Annotated in this window: 20 protein-coding genes and 1 pseudogene; 3 read left to right on the forward strand and 18 right to left on the reverse strand. The window is 70.1% G+C overall.

All coding sequences use genetic code 11. The features are described 5' to 3' along the window. Position 1: 1 nt before the first annotated feature. The 5 genes from B9A95_RS25200 to B9A95_RS25220 form a co-directional block, all read right to left on the reverse strand. Entirely contained in the window at positions 2-1,114 is a 1,113-nt protein-coding gene (locus tag B9A95_RS25200) for an FtsW/RodA/SpoVE family cell cycle protein (RefSeq protein WP_084049780.1), read from the reverse strand. Continuing rightward, positions 1,111-2,433 carry a UDP-N-acetylmuramoyl-L-alanine--D-glutamate ligase gene (gene murD / locus B9A95_RS25205; protein ID WP_245808477.1) on the reverse strand — a complete coding sequence of 441 codons (1,323 nt, stop codon included), beginning with the start codon at positions 2,431-2,433 and terminating at the stop codon, positions 1,111-1,113. The genes B9A95_RS25200 and murD overlap by 4 nt, the downstream gene beginning before the upstream one ends. A gap of 69 nt (positions 2,434-2,502) precedes the next feature. Continuing rightward, the gene (trmFO, locus tag B9A95_RS25210) at positions 2,503-3,891 is read right to left on the reverse strand and encodes a methylenetetrahydrofolate--tRNA-(uracil(54)-C(5))-methyltransferase (FADH(2)-oxidizing) TrmFO (RefSeq protein WP_084050963.1); all 1,389 of its coding nucleotides are present in this window, start codon (positions 3,889-3,891) and stop codon (positions 2,503-2,505) included. An 84-nt stretch (positions 3,892-3,975) separates the two neighbouring features. Then, positions 3,976-4,782, reverse strand: coding sequence for a YdcF family protein (locus tag B9A95_RS25215; RefSeq protein ID WP_084049782.1), 807 nt, complete (start codon positions 4,780-4,782; stop codon positions 3,976-3,978). Continuing rightward, positions 4,769-5,902, reverse strand: a complete 1,134-nt coding sequence (locus B9A95_RS25220) for a mechanosensitive ion channel family protein (RefSeq protein WP_084049783.1) — start codon at positions 5,900-5,902, stop codon at positions 4,769-4,771. Before B9A95_RS25220 ends, B9A95_RS25215 begins: the two co-directional genes overlap by 14 nt. Before the next feature lie 45 nt (positions 5,903-5,947). Here B9A95_RS25220 and B9A95_RS25225 point away from each other — a divergent pair, with 45 nt between their 5' ends. Continuing rightward, positions 5,948-6,604: a DUF305 domain-containing protein gene (locus tag B9A95_RS25225; RefSeq protein WP_084049784.1), complete on the forward strand. Its 657-nt coding sequence runs from the start codon at positions 5,948-5,950 to the stop codon at positions 6,602-6,604. Between the two features lie 99 nt (positions 6,605-6,703). On the opposite strand, the gene B9A95_RS25230 is transcribed toward B9A95_RS25225, so the two are convergent. Continuing rightward, positions 6,704-7,009, reverse strand: coding sequence for a hypothetical protein (locus tag B9A95_RS25230; protein WP_084049785.1), 306 nt, complete (start codon positions 7,007-7,009; stop codon positions 6,704-6,706). A 48-nt stretch (positions 7,010-7,057) separates the two neighbouring features. Next, on the reverse strand, positions 7,058-7,921 hold the full coding sequence (locus B9A95_RS25235) for a GNAT family N-acetyltransferase (protein WP_084049786.1): 864 nt from the start codon (positions 7,919-7,921) through the stop codon (positions 7,058-7,060). Between the two features lie 303 nt (positions 7,922-8,224). Between B9A95_RS25235 and B9A95_RS25240 the strand changes: the two genes are divergently transcribed. Then, the gene (locus B9A95_RS25240) at positions 8,225-8,890 is read left to right on the forward strand and encodes a DUF4258 domain-containing protein (RefSeq protein ID WP_084050964.1); all 666 of its coding nucleotides are present in this window, start codon (positions 8,225-8,227) and stop codon (positions 8,888-8,890) included. 95 nt (positions 8,891-8,985) lie between these two features. On the opposite strand, the gene B9A95_RS36425 is transcribed toward B9A95_RS25240, so the two are convergent. Next, the gene (locus B9A95_RS36425; protein WP_170928772.1) at positions 8,986-9,231 is read right to left on the reverse strand and encodes a type 2 periplasmic-binding domain-containing protein; all 246 of its coding nucleotides are present in this window, start codon (positions 9,229-9,231) and stop codon (positions 8,986-8,988) included. Between the two features lie 190 nt (positions 9,232-9,421). Next, positions 9,422-9,613, reverse strand: a pseudogene (locus tag B9A95_RS37295) (hypothetical protein); the annotation flags it as partial. 287 nt (positions 9,614-9,900) lie between these two features. Between B9A95_RS37295 and mnmE the strand changes: the two are divergent. Then, positions 9,901-11,220, forward strand: coding sequence for a tRNA uridine-5-carboxymethylaminomethyl(34) synthesis GTPase MnmE (mnmE, locus tag B9A95_RS25255; protein WP_084049788.1), 1,320 nt, complete (start codon positions 9,901-9,903; stop codon positions 11,218-11,220). 128 nt (positions 11,221-11,348) lie between these two features. Here mnmE and B9A95_RS35730 read toward each other — a convergent pair whose 3' ends face one another. The 9 genes from B9A95_RS35730 to B9A95_RS25300 all read right to left on the reverse strand — a co-directional run bounded on the left by B9A95_RS35730 (position 11,349) and on the right by B9A95_RS25300 (position 21,200). Beyond that, the gene (locus tag B9A95_RS35730; protein WP_245808478.1) at positions 11,349-11,813 is read right to left on the reverse strand and encodes a hypothetical protein; all 465 of its coding nucleotides are present in this window, start codon (positions 11,811-11,813) and stop codon (positions 11,349-11,351) included. Further along, on the reverse strand, positions 11,810-12,439 hold the full coding sequence (locus B9A95_RS25265) for a hypothetical protein (RefSeq protein WP_084049789.1): 630 nt from the start codon (positions 12,437-12,439) through the stop codon (positions 11,810-11,812). Before B9A95_RS25265 ends, B9A95_RS35730 begins: the two co-directional genes overlap by 4 nt. A 420-nt stretch (positions 12,440-12,859) precedes the next feature. Beyond that, on the reverse strand, positions 12,860-13,951 hold the full coding sequence (locus B9A95_RS25270) for a DUF58 domain-containing protein (RefSeq protein ID WP_245808479.1): 1,092 nt from the start codon (positions 13,949-13,951) through the stop codon (positions 12,860-12,862). 20 nt (positions 13,952-13,971) lie between these two features. Then, positions 13,972-14,976, reverse strand: coding sequence for an AAA family ATPase (locus tag B9A95_RS25275; protein ID WP_084049790.1), 1,005 nt, complete (start codon positions 14,974-14,976; stop codon positions 13,972-13,974). Then, positions 14,973-16,379 (reverse strand): DUF4129 domain-containing protein, encoded by a 1,407-nt coding sequence (locus tag B9A95_RS36430; RefSeq protein WP_084049791.1) that lies wholly within the window; start codon positions 16,377-16,379, stop codon positions 14,973-14,975. Before B9A95_RS36430 ends, B9A95_RS25275 begins: the two co-directional genes overlap by 4 nt. A gap of 274 nt (positions 16,380-16,653) precedes the next feature. After that, positions 16,654-17,856: an RNA polymerase sigma factor RpoD gene (rpoD, locus tag B9A95_RS25285; protein ID WP_425429981.1), complete on the reverse strand. Its 1,203-nt coding sequence runs from the start codon at positions 17,854-17,856 to the stop codon at positions 16,654-16,656. A gap of 625 nt (positions 17,857-18,481) precedes the next feature. Continuing rightward, on the reverse strand, positions 18,482-19,252 hold the full coding sequence (locus tag B9A95_RS25290) for a nucleotidyltransferase domain-containing protein (protein WP_212648379.1): 771 nt from the start codon (positions 19,250-19,252) through the stop codon (positions 18,482-18,484). Beyond that, the gene (locus B9A95_RS25295) at positions 19,249-20,571 is read right to left on the reverse strand and encodes an AAA family ATPase (RefSeq protein WP_245808480.1); all 1,323 of its coding nucleotides are present in this window, start codon (positions 20,569-20,571) and stop codon (positions 19,249-19,251) included. Before B9A95_RS25295 ends, B9A95_RS25290 begins: the two co-directional genes overlap by 4 nt. Next, positions 20,568-21,200: an RNA ligase family protein gene (locus tag B9A95_RS25300; RefSeq protein WP_084049794.1), complete on the reverse strand. Its 633-nt coding sequence runs from the start codon at positions 21,198-21,200 to the stop codon at positions 20,568-20,570. The genes B9A95_RS25295 and B9A95_RS25300 overlap by 4 nt, the downstream gene beginning before the upstream one ends. Between the last annotated feature and the right edge of the window lie 22 nt (positions 21,201-21,222).

A 21,222-nucleotide genomic window follows, 5' to 3' on the forward strand; every position in this document is an offset into this window, starting at 1 on the left:
TCTAGTCGGCGGGCAGAGGCACCAGATCGGAGGTCTGGTGGGCGGCAGGCAGGTGGCGGCGCACCTCGCGCATGGCGCTGTGGATAACGCCCAAGGCGAGGCTCATGGTGAGCATGGAGGAAAAGCCGTAGCTGACGAGCGGCAGCGGCACACCCGTGACCGGGAAGATGCCCGCCGCCACCGCGAGGTTCACGAAGGCCTGCCCCACCACCATGAACATCGCGCCCGTCGCCAGGATGGTCGCGCCGTGAATTTCGGGCGTCATGGGCCGCACCCGGGTGGCGTACTGCGAGACCTGCAGGGCCGTGGAAACGATCAGCCAGTAGGCGAACAGCAGCATCGCCACGCCCAGCAGCCCCGTGGAATAGCCCACCGACGCCACCACCATGTCGGTGTGGGCGGCGAAGTAGTTCCAGCGTGGGCCGTCGGGGCCCATCCCCCACCAGCCGCCGAACTTCAGGTCGCGGTGCGCCATGCCGATCTGGTCCAGGCCGACTTCCAGGGTGCTGTCGCGGTTCTGGTGCCCGAAGATGCGTTCGGAGATGTAAGTGTGCTTCTTGAGATAATTGTCGACGAAGGGAATGGCGACCAGCACCAGCCCCAGCAGAAAGCCAGTGATGTTGGCGATACGCACCCCGGCGGCGTACATCAGGATGATGCCCAGGCCGAAGGTCAGCACGGTGGTCCCCAGGTCCGGCTCGAACAGCACGAGCACCGTCGTGGCGAGGATCATGCCGGTGGCGCTGATGAGCTTGTTCTGCACCCCCCGGCGTGAGAAGAACGAGGCCAGCATCAGCACCAGCCCGAGTTTGGCCAACTCGGACGGCTGAAACTGGAAGGGGCCTGAGCCCAGCCACCGCTTGGTGCCCGGACTTGTAACCGTGCCGTGACCGACAAACAGGGTCAGCAGCAGCAGCAGCAGGGTAAGGATCCAGTAGGCAGGCGCGATTCGCAAGAAGGCGCGGGGCCGCAACCGGGCCGCCAGAAAGGTGACGAGCAGCGCGAGCAGGCCTTTGAGGCTGTGGTCCACGATGTGCCCAGGTGAGGCCGTCGCCACGCCGATCAACCCCAGCGTCAGCAGCATCACCTGCGCGAGCACGAGTTGAACGCTCATTCGCCCACCTCCCCGGTCCCCGGGGCCGCGAGTGCCCGCGCGGCGCGGGCAAAGCTCTCGCCCCTCGCCTTGTAGTCGCGGAACAGATCAAAGCTCGTGCCGATGGGGGCCAGCAGCACCGTTCCCACGCCGCCGGGTCCGTCCAGCGCTGCCAGTCCGGCCTGCGCTGCCGCGAGCATCACGGCGTCTCCGTCCTCGCCGGTGGCGGTCTCGAAAGGCAGACCCAGTTCCCGGGCCAGTGCCTCACCGTCTTCCCCGAAGGCGATCACGCGCGTGACCCGGCCCTGCGCCGCGTTGCGCAGCGGAGCGAGGTCCGCTCCCTTGTCGCGCCCGCCCACCAGCCAGGCAATCGGCGGCGCGGCGCGGGTGAGGGCCGCCTCCACCGCGAGGGTCCGGGTGGCGATAGAGTCCTCGATAAAGCGCACCTGTCCCACCCGTGCCACCGTCTCGAACCGTCCGGCGACGGGCCGGGCCGAGCGCAGCGCCGCGGCCAGCGTCCCCACGTCCACGCCCCGGCCCATCCGGATCAGCAGCGCCTCGGTGGCGAGGACGGCGGCGGCGGCGTTGGCGGGGTGCAACCCCTCGGGGAGCTCGCTCGCGGGCAGCACCTCCGTTCCGTTTGCCAGGGCGACGCGGTCCGGCACGAAAGGACGAACCTCGGCCCGCGTTTCCGGCGTCAGTCCCGCGGGCACCACGAGCGTGTCCCCCGCCTCCTGCCCCGCCGTGATGTTCAGCTTGGCCTGGTGGTACGCCTCCACGGTGCCGTGGCGGTCCAGATGGTCCACACCCAGGTTGGTGATGACGGCCACGGGCAGCCGCAGCCCCGGCACCCGCTCCAGTTGAAAGCTGGAGAGCTCCACGACCGCCACCTCGGCTTCGTCCACCACGTCCAGCAGGGGCGGATCAATGTTGCCTCCCTCCAGTGCGTTCAGGGCGAAGGCCCGCAGCAGGTGGGCGATCAGCACCGTGGTGCCGCCCTTGCCCGCCGTGCCCGTCACCCCGACGAGGGGCAATTCCCGGCGGGTCCGCGCCGCCAGCGCCACCTCGCCGATGATCTCCGCGCCCGCTGCCCCAAGCGTCCGCAGATCGGGATGATCGATGGGCACCCCCGGGGCAGCCACCACAGTGTCATAGCCGCTCCTGGCGTCACCGCGCGCAAAGCCCAGGTCCTCCATCAGCGCCGTATCTTCCGCGCTCGGCCGCGCGTCGTGCCACTCGGCGCGCACACCCTCGCGCGCCAGAAAACGGGCCACCCCGCGCCCACTTCGCCCCAAACCGTAGATCAGCACCCTCTTCCCCACTCCCGCACCCCTGGTCACAGGGCATACGATAGGGCAGAAGGTGTGCGGCGCGTGAATGGGGGGGCAGAGGGCTGACCACTTGACGGCTCAGCGGAGGGCCGCAACCTCATCGGCCTCGTGTTCAGGCACCGGGGGCGGGGTGACGCTCAGCCCCGCCTCCCCTCCGGCCCAATCCATAAAGGCGTTCAGTCCACGGCGGAACATCACGGGCCGCTTCTCGCGTTTGCCCCACTTGCGCTTGCCCTCGGGGAGGGGTAACTCGGGCACGAGCGCCCAGTTGACGTTCATGGGCTGGAAGCCCTTTGGATTGGCCGAGGCGAGGTAGCGCACCAGGCCGCCCAGCATGGACTCAGCGGGAGGCGCCAGCGGGGCGAGGCCCAGCGCGAGCCGCGCCGCGTTCGTGCCCGCCAGCCAGCCCGTCGCCGCCGATTCGAGGTAGCCCTCAGTGCCCGCCAGCACCCCGGCGACGAGCTTGGTGGGGTCGGCGCGCAGTTGCAGCGTGGCGGACAACACCTCGGGCGCGTTGAGGTAGGTGTTGCGGTGCATCACGCCGTAGCGCACGATCTCGGCGTTTTCCAGGCCGGGGATCAGGGCCACCACCGCCTTCTGATCGCCCCACTTCAGCCCGGTCTGGAAGCCGACGAGGGACCACATCCGGCCCTCCCGGTCCTCCTGGCGCAGCTGCGCGACGGCGTAGGGCCAGCGCCCGGTACGCGGATCGTCCAGCCCCTTGGGCGACATCGGGCCGAAACGCGGCGTATCCACCCCCCGGCGGGCGATCTCCTCGATGGGCATGCAGCCCTCGAAAAATTCGAGCTTTTCCCAGTCGTGCGGCGTGTGGGTGCGGGCGTGTTCCAGGGCGGCAAAGAAGCGCAGGTACTCCTCTTTGGAGAAGGGACAGTTGATGTAATCCGCGCTCTGGTCATACCGCCCGGCGCGCCACGCCACGTTCAGGTCGATACTCTCGAAGGCGATCACGGGCGCGGCGGCGTCATAGAAGCTGAGCCTCTCGCTGCCGGTGACGCGGGCGAGGTCGGCGGCGAGCGCGTCCGAGGTGAGCGGGCCGGTGGCGACCACGGTGATGCCCTCCGGAATGGCCTCCACCTCGCCGGAAACCACTTCGATCAGCGGGTGTTCGCGTACCCGTTGGGTGACGCGGGCGCTGAACTCGTCGCGGTCCACCGCCAGCGCGTTGCCCGCCGGAACGCGGCTCTCGTCGGCGGCTCCCACGATGGCCCCACCCACCGAGCGCAACTCGGCCTGCAACAGGCCCTTGCTCTGCATCTCGCCCTCGCCGCCCAGGGACGTGGAGCAGACCAGTTCGGCAAATTGTCCGGTGTGGTGGGCAGGCGTCATCTTAACGGGACGCATTTCAAAGAGGCGCACCCGCACGCCCAGCCGCGCCGCTGCGAGGGCGGCCTCTGACCCCGCCAGGCCTGCACCGATCACCGAAATGGCTGCTTCAGGAATGCTCATCGCAGGGCAGTGTAGGCGAAGGGCGAGAGGGGGTTTGTGGCGGGTGGTGAGTGGGCCAGTCTTGTCCTGCTGCCCACTGCCCACCTACCGCTCCGGCGTGCCGCCCAACGCCGCCTTTACCCGTGATAGGCCCTCGTAGGCCAGCACCCGCAGGGCGAAGAGGCGGTCATTCGGATATGCCAATGCCCCGTCGAAGCGGGTCTCGAAGGTGGGCACGCTGACCACAGCTACACCCTGAGATGCGAACAGGCGCGCGGCCCGGCGCGAGTGGCTGGGAGACGTGACGAGCAAGACCCGCTTCCAGCCGTTGTGCCGGACCAGGTCCCGCACCCGGGCTGCCTCGTCACGGGTGGTGGTGACGCGGCGCAGGGTAAGGACTTCCGGGCCACCCGTAGGGTAGAGCGCTGCGATCTGCGCCCGCTCCAGCGCGCTCATCTTCACGCAGCCCGCTGGACCGATCAGTCCGGACTGCTCAGACACCGTGAGGCGCGGAGCATACCCGGCGCGCCACAGGCCAAGGCCCCCCAGCAGACGCGCCAGACTGCTCGATTCCAGCGCGCGCGAGCCGCACTGCACCCCGCCACCAAGCACCACGATCAGGTCCGCCTTCACCGGCGGCTGAGACAGGGTCAGCGAGGCCAGCGGCGCGCGCAGTACGGGCGTGAGCAGGCACAGCGACAGCAGCAGCGCCAGCACCCCCGAGCCGATTTGCAGCAGCAGACGGCTGACCCGGAACAGCCCGGCCACCCCGCCCGCCAGCAGCAGGAACAGCAGCAGCGGCGTGGGCGCGCGCACCTCACCCAGAAAGGCCGCCAGGACGCCCAGGGCCGCGCCGATGGCCGCGCCGCTCCAGGCGCCGCGCCACCGGGAGGTCCGGCTACCCGGCCGCATCGTTCCCCTGGGCTTCCGGCGGCAGGGGCCGCAGCTGCACCTGCATCCGGGCGTAGGGAACGCGCAGGCCAGCGGCCCGCAGCGCCTCTGTCCCCGCCTCCAGCACCTTCATCCGCAACACCGGGTAACCCGCGACGTGCTCGGCGTCCACCCAGAACCGCAGCAACAACCGCACCCGGCTTTCTTCCAGTTCCTCCACCAGAACCTGGGGGGCCGGATCGGTCAGGACCTCGGGAAAGGCCGGAAGGACGCCGAGCAACGCTTCGCGCGCCCGGTCGGTGGACTCGCCGTAGGTCAGGTACAGGTTGACGTGAACGCGCAGCTGGCCTCCCAGCGACAGATTTTCCACGACGGCCCCCGCCACGTCCTTGTTGGGGATGCTGACGTACTCGCCGTCACGGGTGCGGACGCGGGTGGTCCGCAGGGTCAGGCTGGCGACCTGGCCCTCGTATGACTCGGTGCGGATCCAGTCGCCGATGCGGAAGGGGCGGTCGAGCAGCAGCGTGACCCCGCTGATCAGGTTGGCGAGGATGTCCTGCGCTGCGAAGCCCACCGCCAGCCCCACCACGCCCAGCCCGCCCAGAATGGGCACCAGGTTGATGCCGAACTGCGCCGAGACGAGGTACACGCCCAGCAGCCCCCACAGGGTGCGCGTGAGGTTACCCAGCAGCAGTTGCAGGCTGGCGTCCAGCTTCCAGCTCCGCGCCTGCACCTGCAAGACGTGGCCCAGCGCGCCCCAGCCCACATACAGCACCAGCAGCAGCAGATAGGCCCGAAACACCGGCCCCCCCCAGTCGGACACCGGCGGAAACAGGGCCGTGACCGATACCAGAATGACCATCAGCAGGGTCAGGCGCAGGACGATCCGCAACACCTGTCCGGCCGTGGACTGCGCCTCGGTACGCAGCGCACCGCGCCGGACCAGCCGCCTCAGCAGGGCCTGAGCGAAGCGCGACAGCACCCAGAACAGCGCCGCGTACACGACCACCAGCGCGGCGGCGAGCAGCGCGTTGGGGCCATATTCGGTCAGCACCCGGCTCACGTCCACGCGGGTGCCGTGCAGTGCCCGCCGCAGGGCGTCCAGGCCCAGCAGGTTGGAGGTGTCGGTGCGGCCACCCATGGAGGCCAGTCTAACGGCCCCCGGTCCGCTGCCTATACTCCGGCCATGCCCCGCCGCCCGGCCCTGCTCGCCACCCTCTCGCTCGTTGCCGTCTTGCTGATTGCCGCCGCGCTGGCGCTGACCCTGCGCTCGCCCCGCCCCGGCGAGAACAGCCCCGAGGTCCGCTTCGTGCGCGAGATGACCCAGCACCACGCGCAGGCCGTGGACATGGCGACGCGCATCCGCGACCGCGCCAAGGACCGCACCCTGCGCTCGGTGGCGCTGGACATCACGCTGTCCCAGCAGGAGCAGATCGGGCAGATGCGCGGCTGGCTGACCTTGTGGGGCCTGCCGTGGGGTGGACAGGGCATGACCGCAGAGCACGCCCGCGTGATGGGCATGGCGACGCCGCAGGAGGTAAACAGGCTGGATACCCTGCCCGGGGTGGACGCCGAACGCCTCTTTCTGCAGCTGATGATTCGTCACCACCAGGGTGCGCTGAGCATGGTGCAGCCCATCCTGAGGGAAAAGGTCCGTCCCGAGGTGCTGACCCTGGCCCGGCAAATCAACACCACGCAGTCGGGCGAGATTCGCCTGATGACGCAGATGTTGCGCCAGCGCGGCGCGAAGCCCCTTCCCTTTCCGCAGGCGGGGCAGGGAGAAAACACGAACGGGATGGACATGCCGGGGATGGAGGCGGAGCCGGGGCAACATCAGCACTGAGGCTGCTCCGCGGCTCCCTCCCTCTCTGCTCCGCAGCCTTGCACGTCCGGCCAGGAAAGAGGGTACACACCCTTTGCTGCCGCCTGGAAGCTGGCCGCCCTACACCTCGTCGTCCCAGTCCCGCACTTTCCCTTCGCGCCGAGCGCGGCGGCGCTCATTCTTGCCACTTTTTTTCTTGGGACGGGGAGCGAGGCTCAGCTCGTAGGTGCGGGACGGATCGCAGGGAGCGGGCTGCTCGCCCAGCCGCTCTCCGGGATCAGCGGTGCGCAGATTCCCCGCAGGGTGAAGGTGCTGGCCCGCACAGTAGGGGCACTCGGACACCACCCAGAACATCAACCGCGTGCCCGGCAGGTCCCGGAGCGTCACGAACGCGGTGCGGGAGGCGGTCCTGTCACGTTTGGCCATGAAGGCAGGCTAAGGCCCGACCGGGCCAGGGATTGTGCGGCCCCTCCCCTACGCCTCGCCCTCCGTATCGTCACGCAGGTACGTGACCACCGAGCGGCAGTGGGTCAGGCCCGCGTGGGCGTACAGCGCACGGGCGGCGCGGGCGTGGTCATGCGCGCGGGTACGCATCTGCCGCAGTTCGGGGTGCGCGGCGGCTTCGGCGGCAGCGAGGGCCAGCAGCACCCGGCCCAGGCCCTGGCCGCGCTCGGCGGGATGCACGGCGAGGTAGGTCAGGTCCGCGCGGCCCGTCTCCGCGTTCAGCTCGAGTTCGGCAAAGCCCACCGGGCGGCCCCCGTGCAGCAGGGCCACGAGGCGCACGTCCTCGCGGGCGAAATGGGCCTCGATCTCGGAGTCGGTCCACTCCAGGCGGCCTGCCCAGCCGTCTTCAGAGGCGCGGTACAGCGCGCGGTACGCCTCGGGACGCAGGTGATCGGCGGTGGTGTAGCCCCCGGGCACCCGCGCGCGCCTGGCCAAGCCGGAGAGGGACGAGCTGTAGAAGTCGGTGGTGTGCATCGGCGTAAAGCCCGAGGCTTCCAGCGCCTCCCGCGCAGCGAGGTTGTCGCGCGCACTGAAAGCGTAGATGGGCAGGCCGTCGGCGCGCTTAACAACGTGGGCCAGCAGGCCGTGAAGCTCACCCAACCCGAGGGGCCCTTCCAGCGCCAAGCCATCACGGAAGGGGGCCAGACCGCAATAGGCACGCACCTCGCCGTCCTCGCCCTCGGCCACCAGACACACGCGGTCCTCGCATTCGGCGTGCAGCTCGTCGGCGTCTCGGGCGTCGGGGGCAAACACCTCACGCTCGGGAGCGTCGTCCATCCAGGTCAGGAGGGCGAGCACATCGGGGGTATCGGTCTGGCGCATGGAACGAATCATGGCGAGCACCTCCTGCAGGAGCGAGAAAGGCGGGCGAAGTGCGGTCGTCCGGACGCGGGGAAAAACTGGTGCTCTCAGCGTAGAAAGGTCGCGGCCCCGTTGTCTGCCCCGCCCGTCACGCCGCCGCCCTGCGCAGACGTGCTACACTACGCCCATGCCCTGAAGCAGGGTACGTCGCCTCCTTCCCCCACGAACACGAAGCCGTGTTTCAGGGGCCTTTTTCTTTTTGAAAGGGGGCAAGACGGATCCCCCACTTCAGAGAGAAAACAGATGGAGGAACGGTTTTTCGATGGGAGGCCCGCCGTGACGAAAGCAGCCGCGTCCAGCACCAATCGCCGTGAACCCCGTGCCCACCAGTCTGCCCAGGCGCAGCCGTCCCGGGCCCCGCAGGCCGGAACGGACCTGCTCGTGCTGCGCGCCCAGCTCGCCCGTGCCGAGAAGGAAGCGCGGCGCGCGCCCACGCCCCCTCCGTCCCGGCCTGCCAACCTGCAACTGAAGCCCGTGGCCCCGCAGCGCGAGGCGGATCTGGCAGGCATCGACACCACCGAGTACTCCCTGTCGCGCGCCCATGCCCGACTCCGCGACGCCGTGTACGACGGCAAGTACCACATTTGCTCCCACGCGGTACAGCACGCCCGCGCTGAGGGCTTTCTGGAGCACGACATCATGCACGTGCTGCTCGCTGGGCGCGTCCGGGCGGTCTACCCCGAAGACCGCCGGTGGCTGGTGTGCGGCACCTTTGAGTCGTGCGGTGTGGCCTTGCCGCTGCACGTGGTGGCGGAACACGCCCGTAGCGGCTTTATAGACGTGGTGACGGCCTTCGTGCCCAAGCACCCCCACCACGTGATCTCCCGCGCCCGCCTGGCGGTGATGCTGCGTTACGACGACGAGCAGATCCGGGCGCGAACGGCCATACCGGGCAACAAGCCGGGGAACCGCTCCAAGGGGAAGTGGCGCAAGGGGGCGTAGTCAGCCGAGGAGCGGTGGGCAGCGCTCCTCGCCGCAGTCTGCGCTCCCACCACGTCGTGCCCGGTCGAGCCCCGGAAATACGCGGAAATCCAGCCTCAACGGCGGACATCCACCCCAAAATACGGCTGGCTGAGTTTGGCGTAGCGGCCGTCCTGCAAAACCTGCTTGAGGGCCGCGTTGCCCGCCTGGTGCAGGGCGGGGTCTTCCTTGGCGAAGGCCATGCCGACCTGTTCGGTCCACAGGGGCTCGCCAAGCACCAGCCTGGCCTTCCAGTTGGTGTTGAGCGCCCTGAGGGCTGCGAAACGGTCGGCGACAATGGCGTCCACCTGCCCCGTCGCCACCGCCTGAATGGGGCCACCTGCCGGGAGGGATAGACCTGCAGGCTTTTTTAAAGGGTGACTTGCGCAGGAAATTGAAAGAGGAGCCGCCCGCCTCTGTGCCCAGATTCCTGCCCGCGAGGTCCTTGCTTGTCAGCGGACCTCCGGTGCGCGTTAGGATCACGCTGGTGGTGCAGTAGATGGGGGCGGAGAAGTCCACCCGTTGCCTGCGAGCATCGGTGATGGCGTGAGAGGCGGCGACCCGGTCGATTTTTCCCGGCCGGTCGCCGAGGTCCCGCAAGAGCCCGCCGAAGGGCCGCACCGCCCACTGCACCTTCAGGCCCACGCGCCGGGCGACCCAGGGGCTTTGAGATTGACCTCGCCGCCCTGGTCGCCCAGCGTCCATGAAGCTGAAGGGCTCGGCGTCCGCGCTGGTGGCGAGCTTAGGGACACCGCTGGCCCTGATGCCGGCCAGGGTGCGGGCCTGGGCCACAGCCAGGAACGGGCAAGACTGCCGACAACAGCGCAGCGGCGACACGCATCCACAACCTCTGGAAACAAGTTTGGCCGGATGTTGGCACTCCACCTGTCACCTTAGCGCTGCAAAAGTGGAGCGGTACAACGTTCGGCGTTCCAGGCACGGCGGGGTACGCCTTCCATTGCCTGTGTTCCCCCCCTGCTACCCTGCCCCGCGTGACACGTACCGGCCTATCCGACACCATCGCCGCCATCGCCACCGCTCCGGGCAGCGCGGGGGTGGGCATCGTGCGCGTGAGTGGGCCGGAGGCGCTGTGGGTGGCGGACAGGGTATTCCGGGGCAGGCGCAGGCCGAGCGCCACGCGCGGCGGACGCTTCCTGTTCGGGCAACTGACCGGTGAGGGCGGCGAGGTGCTCGACGAGGGACTCTGCCTGGTCTTTCGGGGACCACGCAGCTACACCGGCGAGGACGTGGCCGAGCTTCAGACCCACGGCAGCCCCGCCGTGCTGGGCAGCGTGCTGGCCCGCGTGCTGGAACTCGGCGCGCGGCTGGCCCGGCCCGGCGAATTCACCCTGCGCGCCTACCTGGCCGGGCGGCTCGATCTGACGCAGGCAGAGGCCGTGCTGGAACTGGTCAGCGCCGGAACGGACACCGCCCGGCGGCAGGCCACCCTGGGCCTCTCAGGGGCGCTGGGCGAGCGGGTGGAGGGCATCGGGGCGCAGGTGACGCGCACGCTGGCGGCCCTCCAGGCCATGCTGGACTACCCCGAGGAGGGCGTGCCGGAGGAAGATCGGGCGCTGCCCCTCGCTGCCGCTGAGGCCGAACTCTCGGCGCTGGTGCACACCGCGCGGGCCGGACAGGTGGCGACGCGGGGCGCGCGGCTGGCCCTGATTGGACGGCCCAACGCCGGCAAAAGCAGTTTGCTCAATGCCCTGCTGGGCTATGAGCGCTCCATCGTCACGCCTATTCCCGGCACCACCCGCGACTATCTGGAGGCGCAGCTCTCGCTGGCAGGCGTACCCGTCACGCTGGTGGACACGGCGGGCATCCGCGAAACGGCCGACGAGGTGGAGGCGGCGGGCGTGCGGCAGGCCGTCACGCTGGCGGGCTCGGCCGATCTCGTGCTTGCGCTGGAGGACGGCACCCTGCCCCGCGAGCCCCTGCCCGCCGAACTGCCCCTGGGGGCGCGGGCGATCCACGTGCGGACCAAGGCGGACCTCTCCCCCGTCTGGGACGATCCGGCCACCCTGCCCGTGAGCGCCGTGACCGCTCAGGGCCTCCCCGAACTGCGGGAAGCGGTCCACGCTGCCCTTGTCGGCGACGCGGCGCGGGGCGAGGCGTGGCTGACCACCGAGCGGCAGGCCGACGCAGCGAGGCGGGCGCTTGCCCACGTGCGGGCAGCCCGGGACCTCCCCGATGATCTGGCCAGTTACGAGCTGGAAGAAGCCCTGCGCGCCCTGGCCGAACTGACTGGGCGGGACGCGTCGGAGGATGTGGTGGACGCGGTGTTTCGAAATTTTTGTGTGGGGAAGTAGGGAATGGCCAGCGGCGGGCAGCCGGTCGTCAGCGACGGCAAAGGGCTCCCCCGGAAGCTCCCGGAGAGGCCCTTTGTTGAAGGGGCAGAGGATGGGGGAGCGTCAGGCACTCGGCCCTCTGCCCCTCTTCAGGCCTCTTCGCCCGTGTCCAGCGAGGTCTCGTGCCCTGGGTTGGTGCTCGCCGGATCGCTCGTGATCATGCTGCCGTTGGAGGCCACGTCCTGCTTGTCGAGGCCACGTTCCTCGAATTCGTCAGCGATGCGGGCCTCGGCTTTGGCGTCTTTCACGGCGTCGCGGTGCTCGTCGGTGCGGCCCATGAACTGCAGGTCCACATTGCTGATCTCGTCTTCCGTTTTGGAGACGTCATTGCGGGTGTCGTCGGGATTCGTCATGCCTCTCACGCTAAGGGGGCTTTCCAGGAAGGGCGTGAGGCTGCCTTTAGGCTCCTTCGGGACTTGAAGCCCGCGCCGAGCAGGGGAGCGGCCAGCGAGAGAGGCGAACAGGCCCGGCGCGAGGCCGGCGGGACCGGGGCCCAGGAGGGCCGTCACGCCCTCCTGTCCGAGCAGCACGGGCAGCGCCGAGGAGACGTTCACAGCGGCGAGCACGCGCCCGAGGTGCCCCGGCGCTGCAAGGTGCTCGCCGCTGTGATCACCCCAAACCGGGCAGTGCGGATCACCGGGGCAAAGGGGCCACAGGGCCATTGCCACGGGGCAGGTCTGACCACCCGAAGGCGAGGAGCAGCTTTTGCGCGCACCGTTCCAGCTGCAGGCGCGGCACGGTCAATGCGCCCACCACCCTGCGTGAGGGCTGTGAACAGCAGCCCGTAGCCCGCTTCGCCCAGGACAGGCAGGGCCGCCACCGCGAGCGAGATCACCGCCAAGCTCAGCGCGTTCAACCCAAAGCGCGGCCCCGGACCGGCCATGCCCGCCAGCGCCGGAGCGCGCAGGCCCGCCACGTTCAGCGGCGCGTTGGCCGGTACCAGCGCCTCTCCCCGCACCAGGGCGGAGGTGAGCGCGCAGGCCACCGCCAGATGCTTACGGTCCACGAGGAAAAAGGTGGCGGCCGTGAGGACGTTGAGCAGGTGGACGGCGGCGAGAAGCCCTCGTCCGTACGCGCCATCACGCCGGGAAAGGGCGAGAGCTGCCGCCGGGACAGCATCCGGGCTGTCCACATTCCCACGGCCGGTCAGCGTGTAGAGCTGCTCCAGCGCGACGTTCATGCTGTTGCCAAGCACAGAACGCAGCTGCGCCAGCAGAACACGGGCAAAGGCCAGGTCAGCATGGGTGCTCCCTTCGGGTGGGCGTTATTCGTTCACCTGGTGGCGCAGATACTCGGCCACCAGTTCGCTGACCTCCACGCCTGCGCGGGGAACCTTTTCCAGCTGCCGGGCCTTGTCCTCCCGGGTTATGGGCAACCACAGGGCGACTCCTGCCCGCACTCCACCTTGTACTTGCCGCCCCCGGCACCCAGTTGCACCGTTCCCTCTCGGCTCGGCCAGCCACGCCAGCAGCCTTGAACGCCAAAATCGCCATGCCCACCCCACCCTGAGCAGCGCAGCGGCTTCGTCCAAAGATGCCCACAGGATCTGCCTCCGGTCCAGCCGACGCTCAACGCTGACCGGTGACGGTTGACGGCGCTCCTACGCCCCCAGCCGCAGCACACTCTGGTTGCCCCGGACCACGTACACCAGCACGCCCGCCTCGGCCAGGATTCCGGCGCGGCGCTCCAGGTCACGCACCGTATCGGGAGCCCCCACCCATTGACGGCGGGGCTTCTCCCCAGGTTCGAGGTAAAAGCCCTCGGGAATGGCGACGATCACCACGCGGCTGGCCGTGGCGCGGGCGAGGAGGGCCTGCTGCACCAGGGCTCCCGGTGCGCGCTGGGTCAGCACGATCAGGTTTCCCCCCGCACGGGGGGGCGGGATAAGGGGCGGCGCGGTGTCGGACTGCACCCCCGCGAGTCGGCGCAGGGCGGCGCGCAGGGCCTCAGGGGTACGGCCCGTGGGGGTGGCCCCGGAGGTCGTGGCAACGCTGGCGGGAAGGTCGAGCGCGAGGGCCTCCTGAATCAGGCTGCTGGCGAGGCGCACGGCACTTTCCAGAAACACGTCGTTGCCGTTCGTGTCGAGGTAGACCGTCAGGCTGCTCGCGGCGGTACGCTCCAGTTCGCGCACGGTGAGTTCTCCGGTCCGTGCCGAGAGCCGCCAGTGGACCCGGCCCGGAGGGTCACCCGGCACGTAGGGCCTCGCGCCGCGCAGGCTGATGGGATCTTCCAGGCCCAGCGTGCGCGAGAGGGTGCCCTCGCTCAGGAGGGGCCGCAGCAGGTCCGGCAGCACCAGGCCGTGCGTCCCGGGGTAGACCTCCATCCGGTCCTCTGTGGGCAGCGGCGCGGAATACCAGAACAGTCCCAGCGGATCGGACCAGCGCAGCCCAGCGGGCGGCCAGACATACTCGCCGCGGCGGTTGAGGCGCAGCGTGGTGGTCCGCTCGGTCACGCTGCGGCCCACCGTCAGGCCGCCCACGGTGACCTGCTCGCCAGGGACGACGCTGCGGGGCGCCTCATCCAGCACCAGGACACGGCGTGGCCAGCGCGACGCGACCTCGATGCGGACGGTGTACGCCACCGCCGTGCCCTCGAAGCCCTGCGCCGGAAAGGTGCGGGTGAGGCGCACGAGGGGAGGACGGCGCGCCACCGCAAAGGCCGCTCCCACCACCGCGAGCAGCGCGAGGACCACGAGCAGCAGCGCGGAGACGTTCAGGGTCTGGCCCCTGTGGGAAGCGGCGAGGCGCCGGACACCTCGGCGGGCACCGGTTCCTGCCGCAGCACGTCTGCCACGACTTCCTCCGGGCGCAGTCCGGCAAGGCGGGCCTCGATGCGCAGGGTCAGGCGATGGGCCAGCACCCCCGGAGCGGCGGCCTTCACATCGTCGGGGATCACGAAGGAGCGCCCTGACAGTGCGGCGAGGGCCTGCGCCACCCCCTGGAGTGCGAGGCTGGCGCGCGGTCCACCTCCAAGTGCCACCTGCGGGTGCGAGCGGGTCCGCGCGGTGAGGGCGGCCATGTAGCGTCTCAAGTCGTCGGAAACGCGGACCTCGCGCACCACCTGCCGGGCCGCGAGCAGGTCGCCCGCCGTCGCCACCGTGCCCAGCGTCTCGATGGGGTGCACGCCCTGGAGGCGGCCGAGCATCTGCACCTCTTCCTCCAGCGTGGGGTAGCCCACCGAGAGCTTGAGCACAAAGCGGTCGAGCTGGGCTTCAGGCAGGCGGTAGGTACCCTCATGCTCCACCGGGTTCTGGGTGGCGATCACCACGAAGGGGGGCGGCAGCACGTGGGTCACGCCGCCTTCCGTAACCTGCCCCTCGCCCATCGCCTCCAGCAGCGCGGACTGGGTTTTGGGGGTGGCGCGGTTGATCTCGTCGGCGAGCAGCAACCCCGTAAAGATGGGGCCGGGCACGAACTCGAACTCGCCGGTGGCCGGGCGGTACACGCTCACGCCGGTCACGTCGCTGGGGAGCAGATCCGGGGTGAACTGCACCCGCCGGAAGCCCAGGCCCAGAGTCGCGGCCAGCGCCCGCGCCAGCATGGTCTTGCCCGTTCCGGGCGCGTCTTCGAGCAGCAGGTGTCCACCTGCCAGCAGGCCCGCCAGCGCGAGGCGCGTGACCTGCTCCTTGCCCACCAGAACCCGCGCCACGTTGTGCAGCACGCGGGCAGCGTAGCGCTGCACATCCGCCTCTTGCCCCGTTCGTCTCTCGCTCGTCATGGTGTATCGCCCTCCGGTGGTCTGGTGTGTGCGGCGGCGGCCCCCCGGGCCACCTGCCGGGCGGCTTCCTCGGCCGCGTCGGCGTCCTCCTCGGTCACGCGGCCCCCGTAGCGCACCGGAGTGTAGGCGGTCACGAGGACGCCCAGCGGTGCCACGAGGGCCGGGAGTAGGTGGGTCACCCGCGCCGCGTGTTCGGCGGGTGTCTCGGCCTCGGCCCGGCCCAGACCTACCCGTCCCAGAGCTGCCAGGGCCTCGCGGTAGGCCACCCGGACGCGGTGAAGGGCAGCGTCGGGGCCGGAGGGCAGGGCTTCCTCAGGCGTGGCTTCCCCAGTTCTCACCTTCTCGCGGGACTGCAGGGTCAGCCACAGCACTGCGCCTGCCAGCGCGGCCAGCACGAGAAAGGCCGCGAGATGGATCGCCCACAGCAGCCGCGCCTGTGTGGCGGGCGAGAGGGGAATGGGGGCGCGCTCCTGCGGAGCCGCCGACCGACTTTTCTTTCCCAGCTCCTTTTGAATTTCTCCGCCCGGCCCCAGCGAGGCCCCGGAAGAAGGTGGGGTGGCCCCGATAAAGGCAGCGGTCAGGAGGGCGCCGACAAGCAGGCCGGCGAGGGCAGCCACCTCCCACCAGTTGCGCTTCTGTTCGGGCTTGGTCCGGCGCGCGCGCCCGAGCATGAACCATAGCGCGGCGATCAGGAGCAGCCCGCCCAGCAGTGGCAGGTCACCGCCGGGCAGGGGGGGGCGCCCGGCGGGCGTGGGGGCAACCTGCGTTCTGGGTTCCGCCAACGGGCGGGGGAGGCGAACGGGCGAAACGGACGCCTGGGGAGGCCGTAGGGGAGCCGCTGTGGTGGCCGAAACGGCTGCTGACGGCGAGGACTTGACACCCGCAGCGGGCCACGCCAGGGCCAGCAGCCCCAGCAGCGTGGCCCCAAGCAGCCCCAGAGCCGCGACTTCCCCCACAGCGCGGCGGCTGCCCGGCAGGCGGTGGGAGGGCCGCTCCTCCCACCCCACCGTTCCCAGCAGCGTCAGCACCAGCGCGAGGAAGCCCAGCGCCAGCCCCCACGGGGCAGCCGTGCCGGTCACCACCACTCCGAGGAGCAGCGCCGCCGCCAGGCCGGCCACGCCCCACACCATCTTCCGCCCCTCCAGCGCGCCCGTCGTCAGGGCGACGAGAACCGCTCCCCCGAACACCTGCAGGAACAACTGGGTGAACAGCAGCGCGCCCGCCGCGCCCTTCATGTTGGGCACCTGCACCAGGAGCCCCTGCCCCCCGCCCAGCAGCAGCAGGGGCAGGCGCAGCAGGGGGTTCTCCCCTTCCTGCCGGGAGGCGAGCAGGGCCAGGACCATGCCCAGCACCGCCCACCACGGCAGCCACGCTGCGCCCACCACCGGCACGAGCGCGACCAACAGCGAGCGGTCCAGCCCACGGAAGCGGGCTGGGGGTGGGGAGGGCGGGGCGGTGTCTATGCAGGTCAGCCTAGCGCAGGGGGCGGGAAGGCGGAGGCAAGGTTGCCCCGGCCCTTCGTGCTGTCCCAGTCCCCCTCTCCTGCGGAGCTGTACCGGCCCAGCTCCGCAGCCCCACGAATCCCGCACCGAAAGAGGAGTCAAAAACAGGCCCTCTCCCCACGTGGGGAGAGGGCCTGGCGACGCCAGGAGTGAGGGAGCGGCCCCCTCAACCTCCTCAATCCAGAAAGTCTCGCAGCTTGCGCGTCCGACTCTCGTGGTACTTGAGCTTGCGCAGCGCCTTGTTCTCGATCTGGCGAATACGCTCGCGGGTCACGTTGAAGCGTTGACCGACTTCCTCCAGCGTGTGCTCGCGCCCATCCACCAGGCCCTTGCGGAATTTCAGGACCAGGGCCTCACGCTCGGTGAGCTTGCTGAGCGCCTTTTCCAGCTCCTCGCTGAGCAGCGTCTTGGCAGCGTTGTCCACAGGCGAGTCGAGGTTCTCGTCGGGGATGAAGTCGCCGTAGAACGAGTCCTTCTCGTCGCCGATGGGCGTCTCGAGCGAGACGGGCTCCTGGGAGACCTTCTGCACCTCCTCCACCTTGGCGGCGTCCCAACCCGGCCCCATCGCTTCCGCGATTTCCTCATAAGTGGGTTCGCGGCTCAGCTCCTGCTGCAGCTGGCGGGCGGTGCGCGTCAGCTTGTTGATGGTTTCCACCATGTGCACCGGGATGCGGATGGTGCGGGCCTGGTCCGCGATGGCGCGGTTGATCGCCTGACGAATCCACCAGGTGGCGTACGTGGAGAACTTGTAGCGGCGGCGGTACTCGAACTTCTCCACCGCGCGGATCAGGCCCTGGTTGCCTTCCTGAATCAGGTCGAGGAAGCCCAGGCCACGTCCGGTGTACTTCTTGGCGATGGAAACCACGAGGCGCAAGTTGGCCTCGATAAGTCCCTGGCGGGCCGCCGCGCCGTCTTCGGTCTGGCGCATCAGCCGGCGGCGGGCGCGGTCTTCGAGGTCGTCGGACGTTTCTTCGAGGTTCTTCCGTGCTTCCTCGCCCTCCTCAATGCGCCGGGCGAGCGCGATCTCTTCCTCGAGCGTCAGCAGGGGGACGCGGCCAATCTCGTGCAGGTATTGGCGCACGGGATCGTTGGACACGGCGCGCGGCATGTCGTCGAAGTACTTCTCCTCCTCGTCGTCATTCGCCGCTGCGCCGGGGGCCGCGCCCTCGGTCTCCTCGTCGAGGTCCGCGTCGTCCTCGTCCTCGCCCTCGTCCTGCACCTCGATGTTCTGCCCGGCGAGGTACAGCTGCATGTCCTCGAACGCCTCAGCGCTCTCGGGGTCGAGGCCTGCAGATTCCAGCGCCACCGACAGGGCCGCCGCGATCTCCTCGCTGGAGACCACCCCCGCCGCGCGCCCCGCCTTCAGCATTTCCTGAATGCTGGGGTGCGCGTAGTAGGGCTTGTCGGTGGGCGCGGGGCCCGTGGCCTTGGCCGGGCCCTTGGCTGGAACCGCCGCCTTGCCTGCCGCCTTCTTGGGCGCGGTTTTGGGGGCGGCCCCGTCCCCGTCGTCGGGCGCAGCCTTCGCCTTCTTGGGCGCGGCCTTCTTGGGCGCCGGCTCACCGTCCGCGGCGGGGGCTTTGGCCGCCCTGGCCGGACTCTTGGGGACTTTGGCCGCGTCCTCGGTGGCGGGCGCGACGGGCACTTCGGGCGTGGTCACCCCGGCGTCTGCCCCAGTGGCCGCGAGGGGCTTGGGCGGGCGGGCGGCAGCACGGGTGCGCGGCTGAGCGGGGGTTTTGATGCCGCCCAGCTCGGGGGCGTCGGTGGGAGCCTGCTGGGGCGTCGCAGGCACCTTGCTGCGGGCGCGTGCTCGGGTGGGTTCTGCCATGCGTCCTCCTGGAGCGGGAAAACAATCGAAAACGGATCGGAAGCGGCGGGAGGCCGGGGCCGTAACGCGTCAGTCTAGCAAACCGCCTTCCCGTGTCTCGCACCGCGTCACTTTTTAGGCGGGGTGGGGGGATGGGGAAAGCCAGGTACGCGGTTCAGTTCAGAAAGGTTCCCGGGCCTCATCTCTCCGTTCCGCCGCCTGCGACCCGAACCCGCACCACCCAGTCGCTCACCACCCGGCTCACGCCCTCCGGCACAGCGTTCGGGAGGTGGCTGGCTTCGCGCGCTTCCTCCAACTCGCGCACCAGCCGCAGGTGTTCGGCGCGGTAGACGGCGGGCGACTCGGGCAGCGGCTCGCCCTCGCGGCCCTCCCGCTTGAGGGCGATCAAATCGGTCAGGAAGGGCAGGCGGGCTTCCGCGTTCAGCACCTCCAGGTTGGGCTCCACCTCGCCCGTCCGCAGTAGGTGCAGGCCAGTGAGAACGGTGCGGAAGGCGTAGAGCAACGGCTTGACCCTGGGCTTGTCCTCCTTTTCCAGCAGGGCCCACTGGTTGCGGGTAAAGCCGAGGTAATGGTGGGCGTGGTGCCGGGTCAGGGTGCCGGGCACGAGGGTCACGAGTTCGGCGTGGGCGGGCGTGGTCTGGACGACGAGGGGCGAGAGGAGCTGCTCCAGCACGTAGCCGTTGCGTTTCAGGAGGAGGGCGGTGAACTTGCGCACGTCGTGCGTCACGAGGTCCAGCTCTACCTGCCCGTCGTCGCGCGTCAGGCTGTGCGTCTCCTCGCCCGCGTCCAAGCCGAGAACCCGCGCGAGCGGCAGCACGTGGACGCCCCGCAGGTCCCAGTCGCTGTCCGGGCTGGGAAAGCCGTACAGGTGCGCGCCGCTCACGGTGGCGAAGACGAGGGGGAAGGGGTGTGCGGACGCGGCCTCAGGGAGTTGCGCCGGAAAGGTCACGGGCAGAACTCCAGGGGCGGATGCAGGGCGCCGTCCGGCGTGATGAACAGCAGCTCGTGGGCCTCCCCCACCTCCGGCCATTCCAGCGTTTCCAGCTGGGTGCCGAGCACGCCGGGCGGCACCGGATCCAGCCGGGCGGCGTTGCGCCCCGGCAACTCGCCCGAGGGGGTCCAGCCGGTTACGACGCGGGTGAGGGCCCCATAGTCGAAGCCCAGGCCCAGCACCCCCGCCCGGCCACTGACGCGCAGGTTGGTGGCGTCCCACACCACGCGCCGCCCCGCGCGCAGGCCCACGCGCGCTTCCTCGCGGGCGGCCTGAAGCACCTGCCCGTTCACGCTCTGGTCCGAGACACCCTTGCCAATCTGGGCACGCAGAGCGTCCAGCGACACCACCACATCCCCGAAGTCGGTGGCGGAGGTGCTCTTGCCGCTGGCACCCGGACCGCACATCACCGTGAACTGCGGAAAACCGGAGGCGGCGCGGTAGGCCCGCGCGGCGGCCTCGTGCGGGGTGTGGATCAGGCCAGCCTCAAAGTCCCGCTTTCCCGCCACGAGGGCAAAGTGCAGCAGTTCGGGGGGCGCGCTGGGCAGCAGCCTGGGCACTTCGTCTGCCCAGGCCGCGTAGGGATCGGGAAACACCAGCGCGGCGCCGGCGGTAAACCACAGGCCCTGTTCCTCGGCCAGCACCTGCAAAAGGGTGGCGGCCTCTTCCCTATCTCCAGCCTCCCCACCCGCCACCACACGCCCCCGTGCGTCCGCCCGCGCGAGGAGCACGAGCAGCGGCAGCGGTGCGGTCCGCGCCAGTCCCCACACGGCCCGTCCGGAAGGATCGTCCACCGTACGGCCCAGCCGGTGATGGGTGGCGACGAGGGCCAGCACCACCAGCGTAAGGCGGGTGGGCAGCCCCGCGTCCGGCAGGGTCAGGGCCAGCCGGTCCCGGCCCCGACGTGCGTGCCGGGGCGAACGCAGGCGCACCCGGCCCGTCTCGTCCACCTCCCTACGCGTGGTCACGGCCTTGCCCACGTCGTGCAGGGCGGCGGCGAGGATCAGGGCGGCGCGGGTTTCGCCGGTCAGTCCGGCCTCGTCGGCCAGCTCATGCGCCCGCTCCACCACGAGGGCGGAGTGAACGGCCACGTTCCCCTCGGCGTGCCACTCGGCGTCCTGGGGCGTGGCCTCCAGGCGGTCGAGCAGATGCACGGCCGGGGCCAGCACGTCCCGGATCTCGGTGAAGGAGACGCGGCTTCCGGCTTCCAGGGCCCGCACGAGGGCCAGCGTCCGCCCCGTCATGCCCGAGGGGCTGAAGGTGCCGAAACCTGTCACCTTCTCTCCTCTCCTTTCAGGCCATGGGGCACCACCGGGCGCGTCAGCCAGCGCCGCTCCGTCTGCACGTGGTCCGGGCGCACCCACTTGGCGACGCGGGTAGAAAAGTCGGCGTATGGAACCTCACCCGCGCCGCGGACCACGTAACCTTCCATCCGGCCGGTGTCCACGCGAATGGCGCGCAGGACCGCCTCGTTCCAGGAGCCCCAGTACAGTTCATAAGGCGTGGGCCATCCCAGATACTCGGCCCAGGTCCGCACCTCGTCCCAACTCAGGCCCACGTTGCGCTCGTTCCAAACGCTGAAGAGCTCGAAGTGGCCTTCGAGATCGTCGTAATGCAGGCTGTGCTCGGCGTACACGTTCTCACCGCATAGCCGCCAGCCTTCGGGGAGTTCGCGCCTGAGCCGCCCGCGCAGGGCCTTGACCCAGGTGCGCGAGGGGTGGGGCCGGGTATCGGGGCTGCGGGCGTGCAGGTCGCCCCGGTAGAGGGTGGTGTTCTCACCGTCCAGCTTCTCGGTGACGACGATCTCACGGCCCACCAGGTCGTGCAGGGAGGCGATTTGGCGGTCATCCTTTTGCAGACCCGGGGACCAGGGCAGGTGGGGGGTGGAGGGGTATTCGGTTCGCATGGGGGATCACTGCCCCGAGGGT

The sequence above is a fragment of the Deinococcus hopiensis KR-140 genome (assembly GCF_900176165.1).
Classification (GTDB): domain Bacteria; phylum Deinococcota; class Deinococci; order Deinococcales; family Deinococcaceae; genus Deinococcus; species Deinococcus hopiensis.

Bases quoted from the DNA above. Each gene is read 5' to 3' on its own strand.
- B9A95_RS25200 (WP_084049780.1), bottom strand. From the start codon at position 1,114: ATGAGCGTTCAACTCGTGCTCGCGCAGGTGATGCTGCTGACGCTGGGG.
- trmFO (WP_084050963.1), bottom strand. From the start codon at position 3,891: ATGAGCATTCCTGAAGCAGCCATTTCGGTGATCGGTGCAGGCCTGGCG.
- B9A95_RS25215 (WP_084049782.1), bottom strand. From the start codon at position 4,782: ATGCGGCCGGGTAGCCGGACCTCCCGGTGGCGCGGCGCCTGGAGCGGC.
- B9A95_RS25220 (WP_084049783.1), bottom strand. From the start codon at position 5,902: ATGGGTGGCCGCACCGACACCTCCAACCTGCTGGGCCTGGACGCCCTG.
- B9A95_RS25225 (WP_084049784.1), top strand. From the start codon at position 5,948: ATGCCCCGCCGCCCGGCCCTGCTCGCCACCCTCTCGCTCGTTGCCGTC.
- B9A95_RS25230 (WP_084049785.1), bottom strand. From the start codon at position 7,009: ATGGCCAAACGTGACAGGACCGCCTCCCGCACCGCGTTCGTGACGCTC.
- B9A95_RS25235 (WP_084049786.1), bottom strand. From the start codon at position 7,921: ATGATTCGTTCCATGCGCCAGACCGATACCCCCGATGTGCTCGCCCTC.
- B9A95_RS25265 (WP_084049789.1), bottom strand. From the start codon at position 12,439: ATGAACGTCGCGCTGGAGCAGCTCTACACGCTGACCGGCCGTGGGAAT.
- B9A95_RS25275 (WP_084049790.1), bottom strand. From the start codon at position 14,976: ATGACGAGCGAGAGACGAACGGGGCAAGAGGCGGATGTGCAGCGCTAC.
- B9A95_RS25300 (WP_084049794.1), bottom strand. From the start codon at position 21,200: ATGCGAACCGAATACCCCTCCACCCCCCACCTGCCCTGGTCCCCGGGT.